This is a genomic window from Sulfidibacter corallicola (assembly GCF_017498545.1).
GTDB lineage: Bacteria > Acidobacteriota > Holophagae > Acanthopleuribacterales > Acanthopleuribacteraceae > Sulfidibacter > Sulfidibacter corallicola.
Genome location: NZ_CP071793.1, coordinates 3689399 through 3705110, shown reverse-complemented (window position 1 = coordinate 3705110; position 15712 = coordinate 3689399). Strand labels below are relative to the sequence as shown.

At 58.9% G+C, this 15712-nt stretch carries 5 protein-coding genes; 2 read left to right on the top strand and 3 right to left on the bottom strand.

The window, feature by feature from the left end:
* The first annotated feature begins 50 nt into the window (after nt 1-50).
* Entirely contained in the window at nt 51-4367 is a 4317-nt protein-coding gene (gene rpoB, locus J3U87_RS10625; RefSeq protein WP_420038262.1) for a DNA-directed RNA polymerase subunit beta, read from the top strand.
* A gap of 31 nt (nt 4368-4398) precedes the next feature.
* Nucleotides 4399-8583 (top strand): DNA-directed RNA polymerase subunit beta', encoded by a 4185-nt coding sequence (rpoC, locus tag J3U87_RS10620; protein WP_237383023.1) that lies wholly within the window; start codon nt 4399-4401, stop codon nt 8581-8583.
* 138 nt (nt 8584-8721) lie between these two features.
* On the opposite strand, the gene J3U87_RS10615 is transcribed toward rpoC, so the two are convergent.
* The 3 genes from J3U87_RS10615 to J3U87_RS10605 all read right to left on the bottom strand — a co-directional run bounded on the left by J3U87_RS10615 (nt 8722) and on the right by J3U87_RS10605 (nt 15412).
* The gene (locus J3U87_RS10615) at nt 8722-10383 is read right to left on the bottom strand and encodes a response regulator (RefSeq protein WP_237383022.1); all 1662 of its coding nucleotides are present in this window, start codon (nt 10381-10383) and stop codon (nt 8722-8724) included.
* A gap of 385 nt (nt 10384-10768) precedes the next feature.
* Complete coding sequence (locus J3U87_RS10610) at nt 10769-13171, bottom strand: type I polyketide synthase (RefSeq protein WP_237383021.1); 2403 nt, start codon at nt 13169-13171, stop codon at nt 10769-10771.
* An 81-nt stretch (nt 13172-13252) separates the two neighbouring features.
* Nucleotides 13253-15412, bottom strand: coding sequence for an AMP-binding protein (locus J3U87_RS10605; RefSeq protein ID WP_237383020.1), 2160 nt, complete (start codon nt 15410-15412; stop codon nt 13253-13255).
* Nucleotides 15413-15712: the final 300 nt, after the last annotated feature.

Genomic DNA, 15712 nt, shown 5'->3' with positions numbered 1-15712 from the left:
GTCTAGGGACAGGGTTGTCCGGAACATCCAACAAGAAGGAGCGTCGCATTATGGGCAATTCCGAACTCACGTATCGCCAACGCACTGACTTTGCCAAAATTGAGACTTCAATTCCCGTTCCGAACTTGATCAATATTCAATGGGCTTCCTACGACTATTTTCTCCAAATGGACAAATTGCCCAATGAGCGATCGGACATGGGGCTCAAAGCGGTGTTTGAATCCCTGTTTCCCATCTCCGATTTCAAAGACACCTGCTCCCTCGAGTTCGTGGATTACACCATAGGGAACTGGGAGTGCCGTTGTGGTAAGTTGCAGGGGATTCACCACAATCGCACTCAATGTAATAACTGCTCGCACATGATTATTTCCGACCAGTACTCCGGTCACTGGTTGACTTGTGATTCCTGCGGCGCGACGAATGAGAACCAAAAGGCGATTTGTGATGTTTGCGGCACCAGTGTCAAATTGAAAGTCAAATATTCGGTGGACGAATGTAAGGAGCGCGGCCTCACCTACGACGCGCCCCTGAAAGTCACCGTTCGCCTCGTAGTCTGGGACAAAGAAGAGAACGCCAACGATGCCCAACCGCTTCCCAGGGACATCAAGGAACAGGAAGTCTATTTCGGCGACATCCCGCTGATGACCGAGCAAGGTACCTTCATCATCAACGGTACCGAGCGCGTCATCGTGTCGCAGATGCACCGCTCGCCCGGCGTCTTTTTCTCCGAGGGCGACGATCAGGGGACCTTTCACGCACAGATCATTCCCTACCGCGGCTCCTGGATCGAGTTCGAAACCGATACCAAGGGCCTGCTCTACGTTCGCATCGACCGCAAGCGCAAATTCCCCGGCACCGGCTTCATCCGTGCCCTGGGTTGCCTCGACGGCAACATCCACAGCAACGAAAGCATTTTGCGTAAATTCCAGGAGCCCTACAAGATCCGTTTCCAAAACGGCAAGATCCAGTTGGGTCTCTACGAGCCGGCTCTGGGCACCAAATTCCTCGACGACGTGATGTCGGAGAAGGACGAGGCGATCGCCACCGGGGGTCGCAAGGTTTCCCGCGCCGCCCAACGCGCCCTGCGCAAGGCCGGCGTCGAGTGGTACGCGGTCCAGCCCGAGACCCTTCCCAAGATCACGTTGCTGGCCGATCTGGTCAACGAAGAAACCGGTGAGATCATCGCCGAAGCCAACACCACCATCGACGAAGACCTGCTGAACGCGATTTTCGAAAGCGGCGTCGACCAGGCGGACGTGTTCTTCCCTGAAACCGATCCGGCCGGCGACCTGGTCTCCAACACCCTCATGGGCGATCAGGTTCGCTCTCCCGAGGAAGCGCTGGTGGAGATCTACCGCAAGATGCGTCCCGGCGATCCGCCCACGGTGGAAAGCTCGCGCAAGCTCTTCATGCAGATGTTCTTCGATCCCCAGCGTTACGACTTCTCGCGCGTGGGCCGCTTGAAATTCTGCACCAAGCTCAACCTGGAAGAGAACCTCGACCAACGGGTCCTGACCCCCGAGGATTTCTACGCCACGATCGAGTACCTGCTCAAATTGCATCGCAACATCGGCAAGGTCGACGACATCGACCACCTGGGCAACCGCCGCGTGCGCTCGGTCGGTGAGCTGCTCGAGAACCAGCTTCGCGTCGGTCTGGTGCGCATGCAGCGGGCCATCAAAGAGAAGATGAGCCTCTACAACGACCTGAACACGATCATGCCGCACGAGCTGATCAACGCCAAGCCGGTCATGGCGAGCATCAAGGAATTCTTCGGTTCCAGCCAGCTCTCCCAGTTCATGGACCAGACCAACCCGCTTTCGGAGATCACCCACAAGCGCCGTCTCTCGGCACTGGGCCCCGGTGGCCTGAGCCGCGAGCGTGCCGGTTTCGAGGTGCGCGACGTTCACACCTCGCACTACGGTCGTATCTGTCCGATCGAGACGCCGGAAGGTCCGAACATCGGTTTGATCTCGTCGTTGAGCTGCTACGCCCGCATCAACGAATTCGGCTTCATCGAATCGCCCTACTACCGCGTCGAAAACGGTCGCGTGATTCGCGAAGTTCGCGTGATCAACCCCGGCGACAGCGGTCACAAGAAGGGCGACGTGATCACCGCCGATCAAATGGACGAGCTCAACAAGCAATTGACCGGCGACGGCAAGGAGCCCGTTTCCTTCGATCCCTTCGCCCATTACCTCAGTGCATGGGAAGAAGACAAGTACGTCATCGCCCAGGCCAACGCGCCGCTCGACGACGACGATTGCCTTTCGCAGGAACAGGTCAACTCCCGCTGCGGCGGTGAATTCAAGTTGTTCCCGCGCGAAACCATCAACTACATCGACGTTTCGCCGAAACAGGTCGTCTCGGTCGCCGCTTCGCTGATTCCGTTCCTTGAGAACGATGACGCCAACCGCGCCCTGATGGGATCCAACATGCAGCGTCAGGCCGTGCCGCTGTTGAAGACCGAGGCGCCGCTGGTGGGTACCGGCATGGAATACATCGCGGCCCGCGATTCCGGTGCGACCCTGGTCTGCCGCAACAACGGATGGGTCGAGACCGTGGACGCCGAACACATCGTCATTCGCCTGGAAGGCGCCCGCGACGACGTGGGTGAAATCCCCGATTTCGGTGTGGACGTCTACTATCTCTCCAAGTTCAAGCGCAGCAACCAGAACACCTGCTTCAACCAGAAGCCGTTGGTCAAGAAAGGCCAGTACGTTCGCAAGAACCAGGTGATCGCCGACGGGGCCTGCACCGAGTGCGGCGAGCTGGCTCTGGGCAAGAACGTCGTCGTCGCCTTCATGCCCTGGCGCGGCTACAACTTCGAGGACGCGATCCTGATCTCCGAACGCGTGGTCAAGGAAGATGTCTACACCTCGATCCACATCGAGGAATTCGAAATCGAAGCGCGCGACACCAAACTCGGTCCCGAGGAAATCACGCGCGACATCCCCAACCTCAGTGAAGAGTTCCTCAAGGATCTCGACGACTCGGGCATCATCCGCATCGGTGCCTCCATCAAGCCAGGCAGCATTCTGGTGGGTAAGGTCACCCCCAAGGGCGAAACCCAGCTCACGCCGGAAGAGAAGCTGCTGCGCGCCATCTTCGGCGAGAAGGCCGGCGACGTGCGCGACGCCTCGCTCTACGCACCACCGGGTATCCGCGGCACCGTGGTCGACGTCAAGATCTTCTCGCGCAAAGGCGTCGAGAAAGATTCCCGTTCGCTTCAGATCGAGGAAGAACAGACCCTGAAACTGAAGCAGAACCTCGAAGATCAGGAACAGATCATCCAGAACCAGGCGGTCAAGAACATCCGTCGTCTGCTCAAGGACAAAGAGGTCCTCGACGACGTGTTGAATCCGCTGACGGGCGAAGTGGTCGTCAAGGCCGGCGAAACCATCGATCCCGCACAACTCGAAGGTCTCAAGCTCTCGGATCTCAAACGCATCGATGTGACCGATCCCAACGTCCAGTTGGAGATCGCCAACATTTCCTCCAAAACCAACCAGCAGATCGAAGTCGCCCGTCAAGTATTCGAGGAAGAAGTCGAGAAGCTGAAGCGGGGTGACGAACTGCCGCCCGGCGTCATCAAACTGGTCAAGGTGTTCGTCGCCGTGAAGCGCAAGCTGCAGGTCGGCGACAAGATGGCCGGTCGTCACGGTAACAAGGGTGTCGTCTCCCTGATCCTGCCCGAAGAGGATATGCCGTACATGCCCGATGGTACGCCGGTCGACGTGGTGCTCAACCCGCTGGGTGTTCCCTCGCGTATGAACGTCGGTCAGATTCTCGAGACCCACCTCGGCATGGCCGGCAAACGCCTGGGCCGCCACTTCGCCACACCGGTCTTCGACGGTGCCCGCGAATTGGACATCAAGCAGTTGCTCGGCGACGCCGACTTCCCCGTGTCCGGGAAAACCGTACTTTACGACGGCCGAACCGGTGAACCCTTTGAACAACCGGTAACGGTTGGTGTAATCTACATACTTAAGCTTCACCACCTTGTCGATAACAAGATCCACTCGCGATCCATTGGTCCCTACTCGCTGATCACGCAGCAGCCCTTGGGCGGTAAAGCCCAGTTCGGCGGCCAGCGATTCGGTGAGATGGAGGTTTGGGCGTTGGAGGCCTACGGTGCCGCGCACATCCTTCAGGAACTGCTCACGGTCAAGTCGGACGACGTCCAAGGTCGGACCCGCATCTACGAGGCGATCGTGAAAGGCGATCCCGCTTGCGAACCCGGCATTCCGGAATCGTTCAACGTTCTCGTGAAGGAGCTTCAGAGCCTCGCGTTGGACGTTCAATTGTTCAAGGAAGGCGAGTTCGAGAAGTGGATTGTGGAACCGGGCGAAAGTAGCGAAGAGTAAGTGGTCCGAGAAGTAGAGGAGGAAGCTCAATATGCAACGTCATGGGTTTTATAATCGCCAGCCGGCGATTAACGAATTTGAAGCCATTCGAATCAGTCTCGCTTCTCCGGAAACGATTCGATCCTGGTCCTTCGGCGAGGTTACCAAGCCGGAGACGATAAACTACCGTACCTTCAAGCCCGAGAAAGACGGCCTCTTTTGCGCTCGGATCTTCGGCCCCGTGGTCGACTGGGAATGCTTGTGCGGCAAGTACAAGCGAATGAAGTACCGCAACATCATCTGTGACAAGTGTGGTGTCGAAGTCACGTTGTCCAAGGTACGCCGCGAGCGGATGGGTCACATCGAACTGGCCGCTCCGGTTTCCCACGTCTGGTTCTTCAAGGGCCTGCCTAGCCGCATCGGTTATCTGCTCGACATGTCGCTCAAGGACTTGGAACGGGTGCTCTACTTCGAGGCCTATGCGGTCATCGATCCCGGCGGTATTTCCACGATCCAGCCCAAGGAACTGCTCACCGAAGAGAAGTTCCGCCAATTGCGCGAAGAGTACGGCCCGGTTTTCACCGCGAAGATGGGTGCCGAGGCCATCAAGGAACTGCTCAAGAACCTGGATCTCAAGGATCTGGCCACCGAGCTGCGCTACAACATGCGCCACGAGACGTCCGCCCAGAAGCGGACCAAGCTGGCCAAGCGTCTGAAGGTCGTCGAGGCCTTCCTGAAATCCGGCAACCATCCCGAGTGGATGATTCTGGACGTCATTCCGGTCATTCCGCCCGAACTGCGCCCCCTGGTACCCCTGGATGGCGGCCGGTTCGCGACCTCCGACCTCAACGATCTCTATCGCCGCGTGATCAACCGCAACAACCGCCTCAAGAAGCTGTTGGAACTGCGGGCTCCGGACGTCATCATCCGCAACGAGAAGCGGATGCTTCAGGAAGCGGTCGACGCCCTGTTCGACAACGGTCGCCGCGGTCGCGTGCTCAAGGGCGGCAACAACCGTCCGTTGAAGTCGTTGAGCGACACCTTGAAGGGCAAGCAGGGTCGATTCCGTCAAAACCTGCTCGGTAAGCGCGTCGACTATTCCGGCCGTACCGTCATCGTGGTCGGTCCCGAACTGAACCTCGACCAGTGCGGTCTACCCAAGGACATGGCGCTCGAGCTGTTCAAGCCGTTCATCTACAACCTGCTGGAGAAGTACAACCACGCCTCCACCGTCAAAACCGCCAAGGAACTGGTGGAAGCCCGTCACCCGGTGGTCTGGGAGGTCTTGGAAGAGGCCGTGAAGACCCACCCGGTCTTGCTGAACCGTGCCCCGACGCTTCACCGCCTGGGCATTCAGGCCTTCTACCCGGTCTTGGTCGAAGGCAAGGCGATTCGCCTGCACCCGCTGGTATGTACCGCCTTCAACGCCGACTTCGACGGTGACCAGATGGCCGTTCACGTGCCGTTGAGCCCCACCTCGGTGATCGAGGCCGAAACCCTGATGTTGTCCTCGCGCAACATCCTGTCGCCGGCTCACGGTCACCCGATCACGGTTCCCACCCAGGACATCGTGCTCGGTTCCTACTTCCTGACGCTTTCCCGCGAAGGCCTCAAAGGCGAAGGCATGGTCTTCGCCCGCTCCGAGGACGTGCTCGCCGCTCGCGATGCCGGATTGGTGGAAACCCATTCGCGTATCTTCCTGCGCTACAGCGGCAAGTTGATCGATCTCGAAGTCGCCGCGCAGAAACAGTCGGTTCACGCCGGCCTGGAGAAGGAAGTCAAGGACGTGCTGGTGCACACCACCGTCGGTCGCGTCATCTTCAACATGGCCTTCCCCGACGACATGCCGTACATCAACGGGCTGTTCAAGAAGGGCGGCCTGACCAGCCTGGTGTACTACTGGAACAACGAGTTCGGTCGCGAACGCACCGTTCTCTGCCTGGACATCCTCAAGACGCTCGGCTTCCAGTACGCCACCTTCGCCGGTATCTCCTTCGGTATCGACGACATGGTGATTCCGCCCTCCAAGGAATCCCTGCTCGACGAGGCCAAGGACAAGGTCATCGACGTGGAACACCAGTACAAGGACGGTCTGTTGACCAACGCCGAACGCTACAACAAGGTCGTTCAGGTCTGGTCCGAAGTGACCGAGGACATCGCTCACGACATGTTCCAGTACATGGAGAACGTCAACCAGAGCAACATCCACCTGAACCCGATCTTCATCATGGCCGACTCCGGCGCCCGTGGTTCGAAACAGCAGATCCGCCAGTTGGCCGGGATGCGCGGCCTGATGGCCAAACCTTCCGGTGAAATCATCGAGACGCCGATCACCGCCAACTTCAAAGAGGGTCTGACCGTACTGCAGTACTTCATCTCGACCCACGGTGCGCGGAAAGGTCTGGCCGATACCGCCCTGAAGACCGCCGACTCGGGTTACCTGACCCGCCGTCTGGTGGACGTCGCTCAGGACGTGATCATCACCGAGGAAGACTGCGGTACCCTGGACGGCATCACGGCCCACGCCATCATCGAGCAGGGCGAGGTCATCGAGAGCCTGCGCGATCGCATCATCGGCCGCGTCGCCCTGGACGATGTCTACCACCCGCACACCAATGCCATCCTTGTGGAAGCCAACGAGTTGATCTCCGCGCGCATCGCCCAGAACATCGAGTACGCCGGTATCCAGGAAGTCACCATCCGTTCGGTGTTGACTTGCGAATCCGAGTACGGCGTCTGCCGTCTCTGTTACGGGAAAAACCTGGCCACCGGCAACCTGGTCGAAATCGGCGAGGCCGTCGGCGTCATCGCGGCACAGTCCATCGGTGAACCGGGCACCCAGCTCACCATGCGTACCTTCCACATCGGCGGTACCGCCTCCGCGGTCGACGAGCAGTCGACCCACATCAGCCGTCGCGGCGGTAAGATCGTGTTCCAGAACATGAAGACCGTCGTCAACAAGGAAGGCGACGAGGTCTGCTTGTCGCGTAACGGTTCGGTCGTGGTCATCGACGAAGAGGGCCGCGAAGAGCACTACGCCACCGTCATCGGTGCCAAGCTGAAGGTTCACGAGAACCAGACCATCGAACCCAACACCACCCTGGTCGAATGGGATCCCTACTCCTTCGTTGTCGTCTCCGAGGTTTCCGGTGTCATCGACTTCAAGGACATCATCCCCGGGGTCACCATGGTCGAGGAAGTGGACGAAGCGACCTCTTTCTCGCGCATGAAGATCATTTCCTCCACCGACGAGAAAATGAATCCCACCATCCTGGTCAAGGATGCCGACGGCAAGACCATCGGTCGCTACCCGCTGCCGAACGACTCGTTGATCATGATCCAGCGCGAGAGCGACGTCCACGCGGGCGACGTCATCGCCAAGATCGCCAAGGACACCACCCGTCAGATGGACATCACCGGGGGCCTGCCGCGGATCGTCGAACTGTTCGAAGGCCGCAAGCCCAAGGAACCGGCGGTCATCTCCGAGATCGACGGTACCGTCGCCTACGGCAACATCAGCCGTGGCCAGCAGAAGATCGTGGTGGAGAACGAGTACGGCGTGAAACGCGAGTACTCCGTGCCCAAGGGTAAGTACATCCACTTCAAGGAAGGCGAGTTCATTCGCGCCGGTGAGCAGTTGATCGACGGCGCGCGCAGCCCGCACGACATCCTCAACGTTCTCGGTGAAAAGGAACTGCAGAAGTTCCTCGTGGACGAAATCCAGGAGGTTTACCGCCTGCAGGGTGTCGACATCAACGACAAGCACATCGAAATCATCATTCGTCAGATGATGCGTTGGATGGAAGTCGACGACGTCGGCGACACCATCTTCATCGTCGGCGAACGCGTCGACAAGTTCCGCTTCCAGCGCGAGAACGAGCGCGTCATCGCCGAGGGTGGTCAGCCCGCCAAGGGTCACCCGCTGTTGGTGGGGATCACCAAGGCCTCGCTGTCGACCGACTCCTTCATTTCCGCGGCCTCCTTCCAGGAGACGACCCGCGTCTTGACCGAGGCGGCCATCGAGGGCAAGGTGGACACCCTGCGCGGCCTGAAAGAGAACGTCATCATGGGTAAGCTGATCCCGGCCGGTACCGGTATGACCTACTACCGCGACGTGGAGCTCGATCCCGACGAAACCATCAAGGACAAAGCCGAAGAAGCTGCCGACGAGTTTTCGCTCGACAGCCTCATCAAGTCCAGCCAGGAGAAGATCTCCGGCCAGAAGGCCGCTCTGTAACCCGGGTTGGTTTCTCGAATTCAAAAGGGCTCGTTCTTCGGAACGGGCCTTTTTTATTTTGGGCGCCCAGGCAATGTGCTGCCGCGATTTGACGCCGGCACCACGAGACATTGGTGGGGAAATCCGTCTGGAGTGGGATCAGTTCGACGCCGGACTGAAATGAATGCTGAAACGCGTGCCCTTGCCGGAACCTTCGCTGTGAACTTCCAGCGTGCCGCCCATTTCCTCGATCGCCTTGGCGCAATAGGCGAGGCCGAAGCCGTGACCGTCCTTCTTGGTGGTAAAGCCGTGGGTGAACAGCTTTTTGCGGTGTTCCGGCTCGATACCGATGCCCGTGTCGGAAATGTGAACCGAAATGGCGCCTTGGGCTTCCCGTGATTCCAGGCTGAGGACCCGCGTTTCGGCCGCGCGCATCGCCTCGATGCCGTTCTTGATGAGATTGATGAAGACGTGAACCAATTTCGCCTTGGGCAACGCCAGTTGGTTCGGCGCGTTCAAATCCGATTGGATCTGTATTTGGTGGGTTTCGATCAAATTGGATTGAACCAGCAGAGCTTCTTCCAACACCGCGTCGGGGGACACCGGCTCGTGGATTTCGTTGCCCTTGGCGTAGTGTTGCTGCGATTCGATGGCCTGCTTCATGAGTTGGATCTTGGCGCCGAGGTCTTTGAGCTCGTGCGCGATGGTGATCTGCTCCGACTCGATGCGTTTGCCCAGTGCGATCAGGTACTCGGGCAACAACTTGCCCTTTTCGTCGCGGGTGAGGTAGTTGTCCAGGTTATCCAGGTGGTCTTCGATCAGCCCGTGAGCCAGCAGCATCTGCTTGACTTTCGAGTCGTGAATGCGGCGATGGACGACGCTACAGGACACACTCACGCTGTTCAGCACGTTGGCGATGTTGTGGAGCACGGCGGTGGCGACTTGGGCTTGGTTGGTGGCGCGGGCGTGCTCTTTGGCCAAGCGCTCCTGTTGGCGGTCCATCGCGCGGTTCTGTGCCGCGATGCGCCGTTCCAGGTCGTGAATGACTTCCACCGAGACCTTCAGCCTCGCCAGAAGCTCTTCCTTTTGAAAGGGTTTGACCAGGTAGTCGGTCGCGCCGGCATTGAACAGGCCCAGCAGCAGGTGCTGTTCGGTACGTGCGGTCAGAATGACGACCGGTATCGCCTTGAGTCCCAACTCGCGGCGAATCTTGCGGCACAGCAGGTCTCCGTTCATGCCCGGCATTTCCAGGTCGGTGATCACCACGTCGATTTCTTTCTGACGCTCGCAGATGATGTCGAATGCCTGATTCCCGTTTTCGGCTTCGATGATATTGATCTTCTCTTCGCGCATGTACTTGATCAGCATGCGGCGAACGAACTTGCTGTCGTCGGCGACCAGTGCGGTCAAACCTTCCAAGGCGCTTCGCGGCTTGAGGATGCGGTTGACCGTTTCGAGCAGCCTTCCCGGGCGAAACCCCTTGAGAATGAAATCGGTGGCGCCCTTGTTGAAGCTCTGGATTCGACCTTCGAAGGTAGGGTTGGACGTCACGAAGATGATGGGAAGCACCTGACCGAACGCCTGCTCGTCGCCCCTGAAACGCGTGGTGAATTCTTCCGAACGCAGGTGTTCACAGGCCTCCACCCCGTCCATGTTGGGCATTTCCACGTCCAATACCACCAGATGGATTTCATTCCGGTGAACGACCTCCAGCGCCTCGATGCCGTCGGAAGCCTCAATCGTCTCGTACCCGCCTTTTTCCAGCTCTTTGCGGTACATTCTGCGGCAGACGCGGCTGTCGTCGACGATGAGTATTTTCATGAATGCACTCCGGCTAGAATGCCATTCTTCCGGTTTGGTTCGTGGAAACTCAGTGCTGAAATGGCGGTGCCATCAGGAGGTGGCGAGGGTTTCGAGGGGTTTCGTGCATGGCATGCCAAGACGTGAACGTCGGCCCTCGCGATTCGATCCCGAAAACCGAACCTGGCGGGTGGTATGGATCGAGATGGCGAAGGCGGGTTGACATGGGAAAATATCGGCCTGAGATGAGGTAGGAGCGATATCTTTGGGATGAATTCAGAATAACGCAAACCGCGGGCTTTGTCATCCGCTCAGGCCCAGGTCCTGGCTCGATGAAAATTCGAACCCTCTTTCTGGCAGACATCCCGAGTCGCCTCCGCTTCGAAATGCCGATCACAACGATCGATCAGGCCCGATCGACCCAGCAGCGTTGGCGCTCGAACGGATAGGAGGGCAACATGACCCGATTCGGATGGGATTTGCCATAGTACTGGGACCAATGAATATCGATTCCCGAAAGCCAGCATTCCGCGATTTGCGTGATCAGATGGATATCGCTGAAGGGCGCCTGTTTCCGAGGTGCCACGGCGGAAGCCGAAGTGCAGATCGAGCGATCCAACTCGGAAGCGCCGGTGATGTCGAAGACCCGCAGAAAACCCGTCTGCTCGATGTGGCTCATCATCGCGTCCAACTGCCAGCTACCGATGATGAAGCGCTCCATGTAGTCCCGAACTTCCACGCTTTTGTAGGCCACTTCCTCGCCCATTAGTCCCGAGTACCAGGTGATTTCGGAGACGTGAAAGGTGGGCAGGTTGGGAATGTTCTCCAATTTGTCCGCGGCCGAGATGTTTTTGTGGCATTCCTTCAAGATGGCCAAGGTCTGCTCGAGGGAGGCCGCCCCGGATACCGCGCCGGCCACCAGATCACCTACGCCCAGGCCGGCCACGGCGCGCGGGGTGATGCCGCGATATCGCCACCATTCGGTGATCACGTAGCAGCACAGCAGGTAGACCGCGCTTTTGAGATAGGTCGAGAGGCCTGCGAAGCCGTTGCGGTGAACGTGGTCGAGAAAGGCTTCACCGGAGCCGTCCCATTCCAGTCGGGCCCGCGTCCAAACTTTCTCGAAAATGGTTTGGCAGATCGACTGTTGTTGGATCAACTCGAGTCCCGCCCGCAGGGGTTCGTCTTCGACGGTGCCGTAGAAAAAGACCGGGTCGCAGATCTCGTCCACCGTCGAATGGCCGCGCCAGATCAGGGGGGCGTCGTCGTTTCTCAGCGCTTGAATCAGGTCGCGCATATTGCCGGCGACCAGGCCCAGCCGGTGATCGAATTTGGCGCGTCCGGCCTGAAGGGTGAAAGCCACGTCCGCCGGATGGAGTTCCGGGTGACGCTCGAGGTGGGTCGCCAGATCCCGACGAATGCAGGCCAGCGCTTCCGGCGAACGGGCCGAGAGCGGGAAAAAGTAGGCCTGATCGTGGGTGAAGTTGCGTTCCTTGGGCGGTGCCTGTTCCAGAATCATGAAGACGTTGGTTCCGCCGAGGCCGTAGTTGATGACGCCCGCGCGGCGTGGGCCTTCGCACTCCGGCCAGGACACCGTTTCCCGTACGGGGGTGAACGGCGTATTTTCGAAATCGATGTTGGGATTGAGATGGTTGAGGTTGGCGATGCCGGGGATCTCCGCCCGTTGCACCGCCATGACCGCCTTGATCAGGCTGGCGATGCCCGACGCCTCGGAGAGGTGTCCGATGTTCCCCTTGGCCGAACCGATCAGGCAGAAACCGTTCTCCAGCGCGCCGTCGGCGCGAAAGGCGTTGTGCAGCGCGCGAATCTCGATCGGGTCGCTGACCGGTTGGCCCAGTCCCTGAGCTTCCACGTAACGCAGGGAGGAAGCGTGGATTCCACTGACCGCCAGCGCTTCGACCACCGATTCCGCGATACCCGTGACCGAGGGCATGATGAACTTGGCCTTGTCGCCGCCGTCGTTGCAAACGGCCGATCCGCGAATGACGGCCAGAATGTTGTCGCCCTCCGCGACGGCGTCCTCCAGGCGCTTCAATACCACGACGCCACCGCCGGATCCGCGGAGAAACCCGGTGGCGTCCCGGTCGAAAGGACGGATCCGGCCGTCCTTGGAATAAAACCCTTTTTCGTCGGCCAGATAGCCGCCCATATGGTTCACCAGAATCGAGATCCCGCCGGCGAGCGCCATGTCGCATTCGCCCTCGAGGATTGCCTGACAGGCGTTGTGAACGGCGACCATGGCCGAGCTACAGGCGCACTTGACCGTGTAACTGGGACCCTTGAGGTTCAGGTGGTACGACACCCGCGTGGCCACGAAGTCCGGGCTGTTCGCCAGCTCGATTTCGTTTTGCGGTGTTTTTTCGATCAACTTGTGAAAATGCGGCAGCACGTTGTGAATGAAATAGGTGCTCTGATCCGCGGCGGCATATACGCCCGCGACGTGGTCCAGCTTGGCCGGGTTGTACCCCGCCGTTTCGAGGGCGTCCCAACAGCACTCGAGAAAGACGCGGTGTTGGGGATCGGCCGCGGCGGCCAAATGCTTGTCGATCCCGAAAAAATCGTGGTCGAATTGATCGATCCCGTCCATGGCGCATTGGACTCTCTGAAAATTCGGATGCCCGACGAGTTCTTCGCTCGCACCGAATTGCACCGCTTCCTCCGGGGTCAGCGTTTTATACGCATCCTTGCCCTTTTGAAGCAGTTCCCAATAGGATTCGATGCTATCGGCGCCCGGAAATCTTCCGCTCATACCGATTACGGCGATTTCGGTTCCGTTCATTTCCCACATGCCGGCCTCCGGAATTGGATGAATGTTGAGGAGAGAATGAATGGCGGGACGCGCTTCGGAAGGCGACCCGCGAGGTCGAGCTCAGGAAAGGGCTCTTTGTCTCAAACGACGTCGCGTGCCGCGTTCCTTGCGGGCGAACAGCGACGCATAACGATCGGGAGCATCCTGATGTGCGTTCATCATACCCCCATCGGGCGGCCATTTCAGGTTTTGGATTTCCTCCGCGATGTCCGCTACTTTGGGACCTTCCAACAGCATCACGACCTGAAGATCCACATTCAAAAAATTCTCGATCTGGTTGGCCATTTCCGTGGCCATCACCGAATCGATACCGAGCGTGCTGAGGCTCGTATGTGGGGTGATCTTGGCCTTACCCAGCCCGGGTTGGGCGCGCAGGATCTCCGTCACGATGCGGATCAACTGCGCTCGTCGCACGATCGGGTCGAGTTCGTCCCGGAGCTTGGCGGCCAGTTCTTCGCATTCGGCATAGCCATGGCTCACCTCGTCGGATTGGAGCACGTCCTTGCCGATCACCTCGAGCTTGTCCTCGAGGAACAGGTGGCGCGTGAAGGAACGCCGAATCTTTCCGCTCGATGTTTTGGGAATGGTGCCCTGGCGAATCAGGGCGATGGCGTAGGTGCGCACCTCGAATTGTTCCGATATCGTGCGGCGAATGTGTTCGATGACACGCGGCAATTCCGCAGGGTCGCATTTGCGCTGGATCTCCTGGACCAGGACCAACTGCTCCTCGCGATCGACCTCGATGGAAAAAGCCGCCGCACAGCCGGGCCGAATCGCGGGGTGACAGTACTCCACCGTCCGCTCCAAATCGTGCGGGTAGTAGTTGCGGCCGCGAATGATGATCAGGTCCTTGAGACGACCCGTCACGTACAACTGATCTTCGAACAGAAAGCCCAGATCGCCGGTACGCAGGAACTTGCGGCCCGGGTAGGCGCCCAGTTCCGCGCCGAAGACCCGTTCGGTCAGCGCTTCCTGGTTGAAATAACCCTGCGCGATACTGGGGCCCGAAACCCAAATCTCGCCGATGTTGCCGTTGGGGCAGGGGGCCTCGCTTTGGGGGTCGACGACCTCGAGAACGTGCTCTTCGAGGGCGTGACCGCAGCCCACCAGGGTGCGGTGCCCGTTCACCCGATCGCAGCGAATGGCGCGGTGCTCTTCCAACTTTTCCTCGTCGAAAGGCACGGCCGCGTGGCTGTCCTCCGGATCGCCGCCCGTCACCATCAGGGTCGCTTCGGCCATGCCGTAGACCGGGTACAAGGCGTCGCGTTGGAAGCCGCAAATCGAAAAGGCATCGGCGAAACGGTCCAGTGTCTGGGAGGAAATCGGCTCCGCGCCGTTGAACGCCGATTCCCAGCTCGAGAGATCCAACATCGCCAGATCTTTTTCGGTGGCTTTCTGCAGGCACAGCTCATAGGCGAAGTTCGGCCCACCGCTGCAGGTGGCGCCGTATTGGGAAATGGTTCGCAACCAACGCATCGGTTTGCGTAAAAAGCTGAACGGCGACATGAGAATCACGCGGATGCCGCTGTAGAGGGGCTGCAACAGGCCGCCGATCAGGCCCATGTCGTGGTAGGGAGGCAGCCAGGACACCACCACCGAGTTCGCATGGATTCCGAAACGCCGACTGATGCGTTCGGAATTGTCCAGGATGTTGTGGTGGTTCAAAATGACGCCCTTCGGCTGGCCGGTGCTGCCGGAGGTGTACTGCAGAAAGGCGATATCGTCGGCCTTGACGTGGGGTTCGGTCCAGTCGTAGGCCCATTCGTCGGAAAGCTGGTCGGTGGGAATGAAGTGGGGCCCGCCGCCGTATTGGTTCTCGAAAAGCGAGGCGGCCATCCCGTGGATGTCCGTGTTGCAGAGGACGACCGAGGCCTGGGCGTCTTCGATGATCGACATCAGGCGCGGCAGGTTCTTTTGTAGGGAGGCGCGGTTGGGGGGATAGGCGGGAACGGCCACCACCCCGGCGTACATACAGCCGTAAAAGGCCGTCAGGTAGGAAAGTCCGGCGGGAAACAGCAGCAGCGCGCGGTCGCCCGATTTGACAAGGGATTGTAGCTTGGCCGCAATGGCGCGGGCCTTGATGTCCAGCTCGTGGTTGGTAAGCGGTACTTCGCGGTGTTCACCGTCTTCAAGATAGAGGTAGGTTGCGTGGTCTGGTTTTTCCTGTGCGCGCCAACGCAACAGGTCGAGAAAAGTAGAAACAGAGGAGAGGCTGGTCATAAGGAATTTCACTCTTGTCGAATATTTTTAGATAAGTTCGCACCATGGACCCATTATCCCCTACCGGGTCTTCGGCAATCCGGTTACCATACTAAAATCAAGATGTTTAGGAAAAAATAGCAATCTATGAATTAGAGATAAATCTAAAAAGCGAGAGCCAGTATAGCGAATTTTCGCGGAGCTGCCAAGGGGATCTTGGGCCACGGGAAACCCTTGGTGTGGTTAGGAAAATCACATTTCTTCGATTTCCTGTTTACCTATCGGGCCTTCAGGAAGCATCTTTGGAGTTTCCCCAATGGC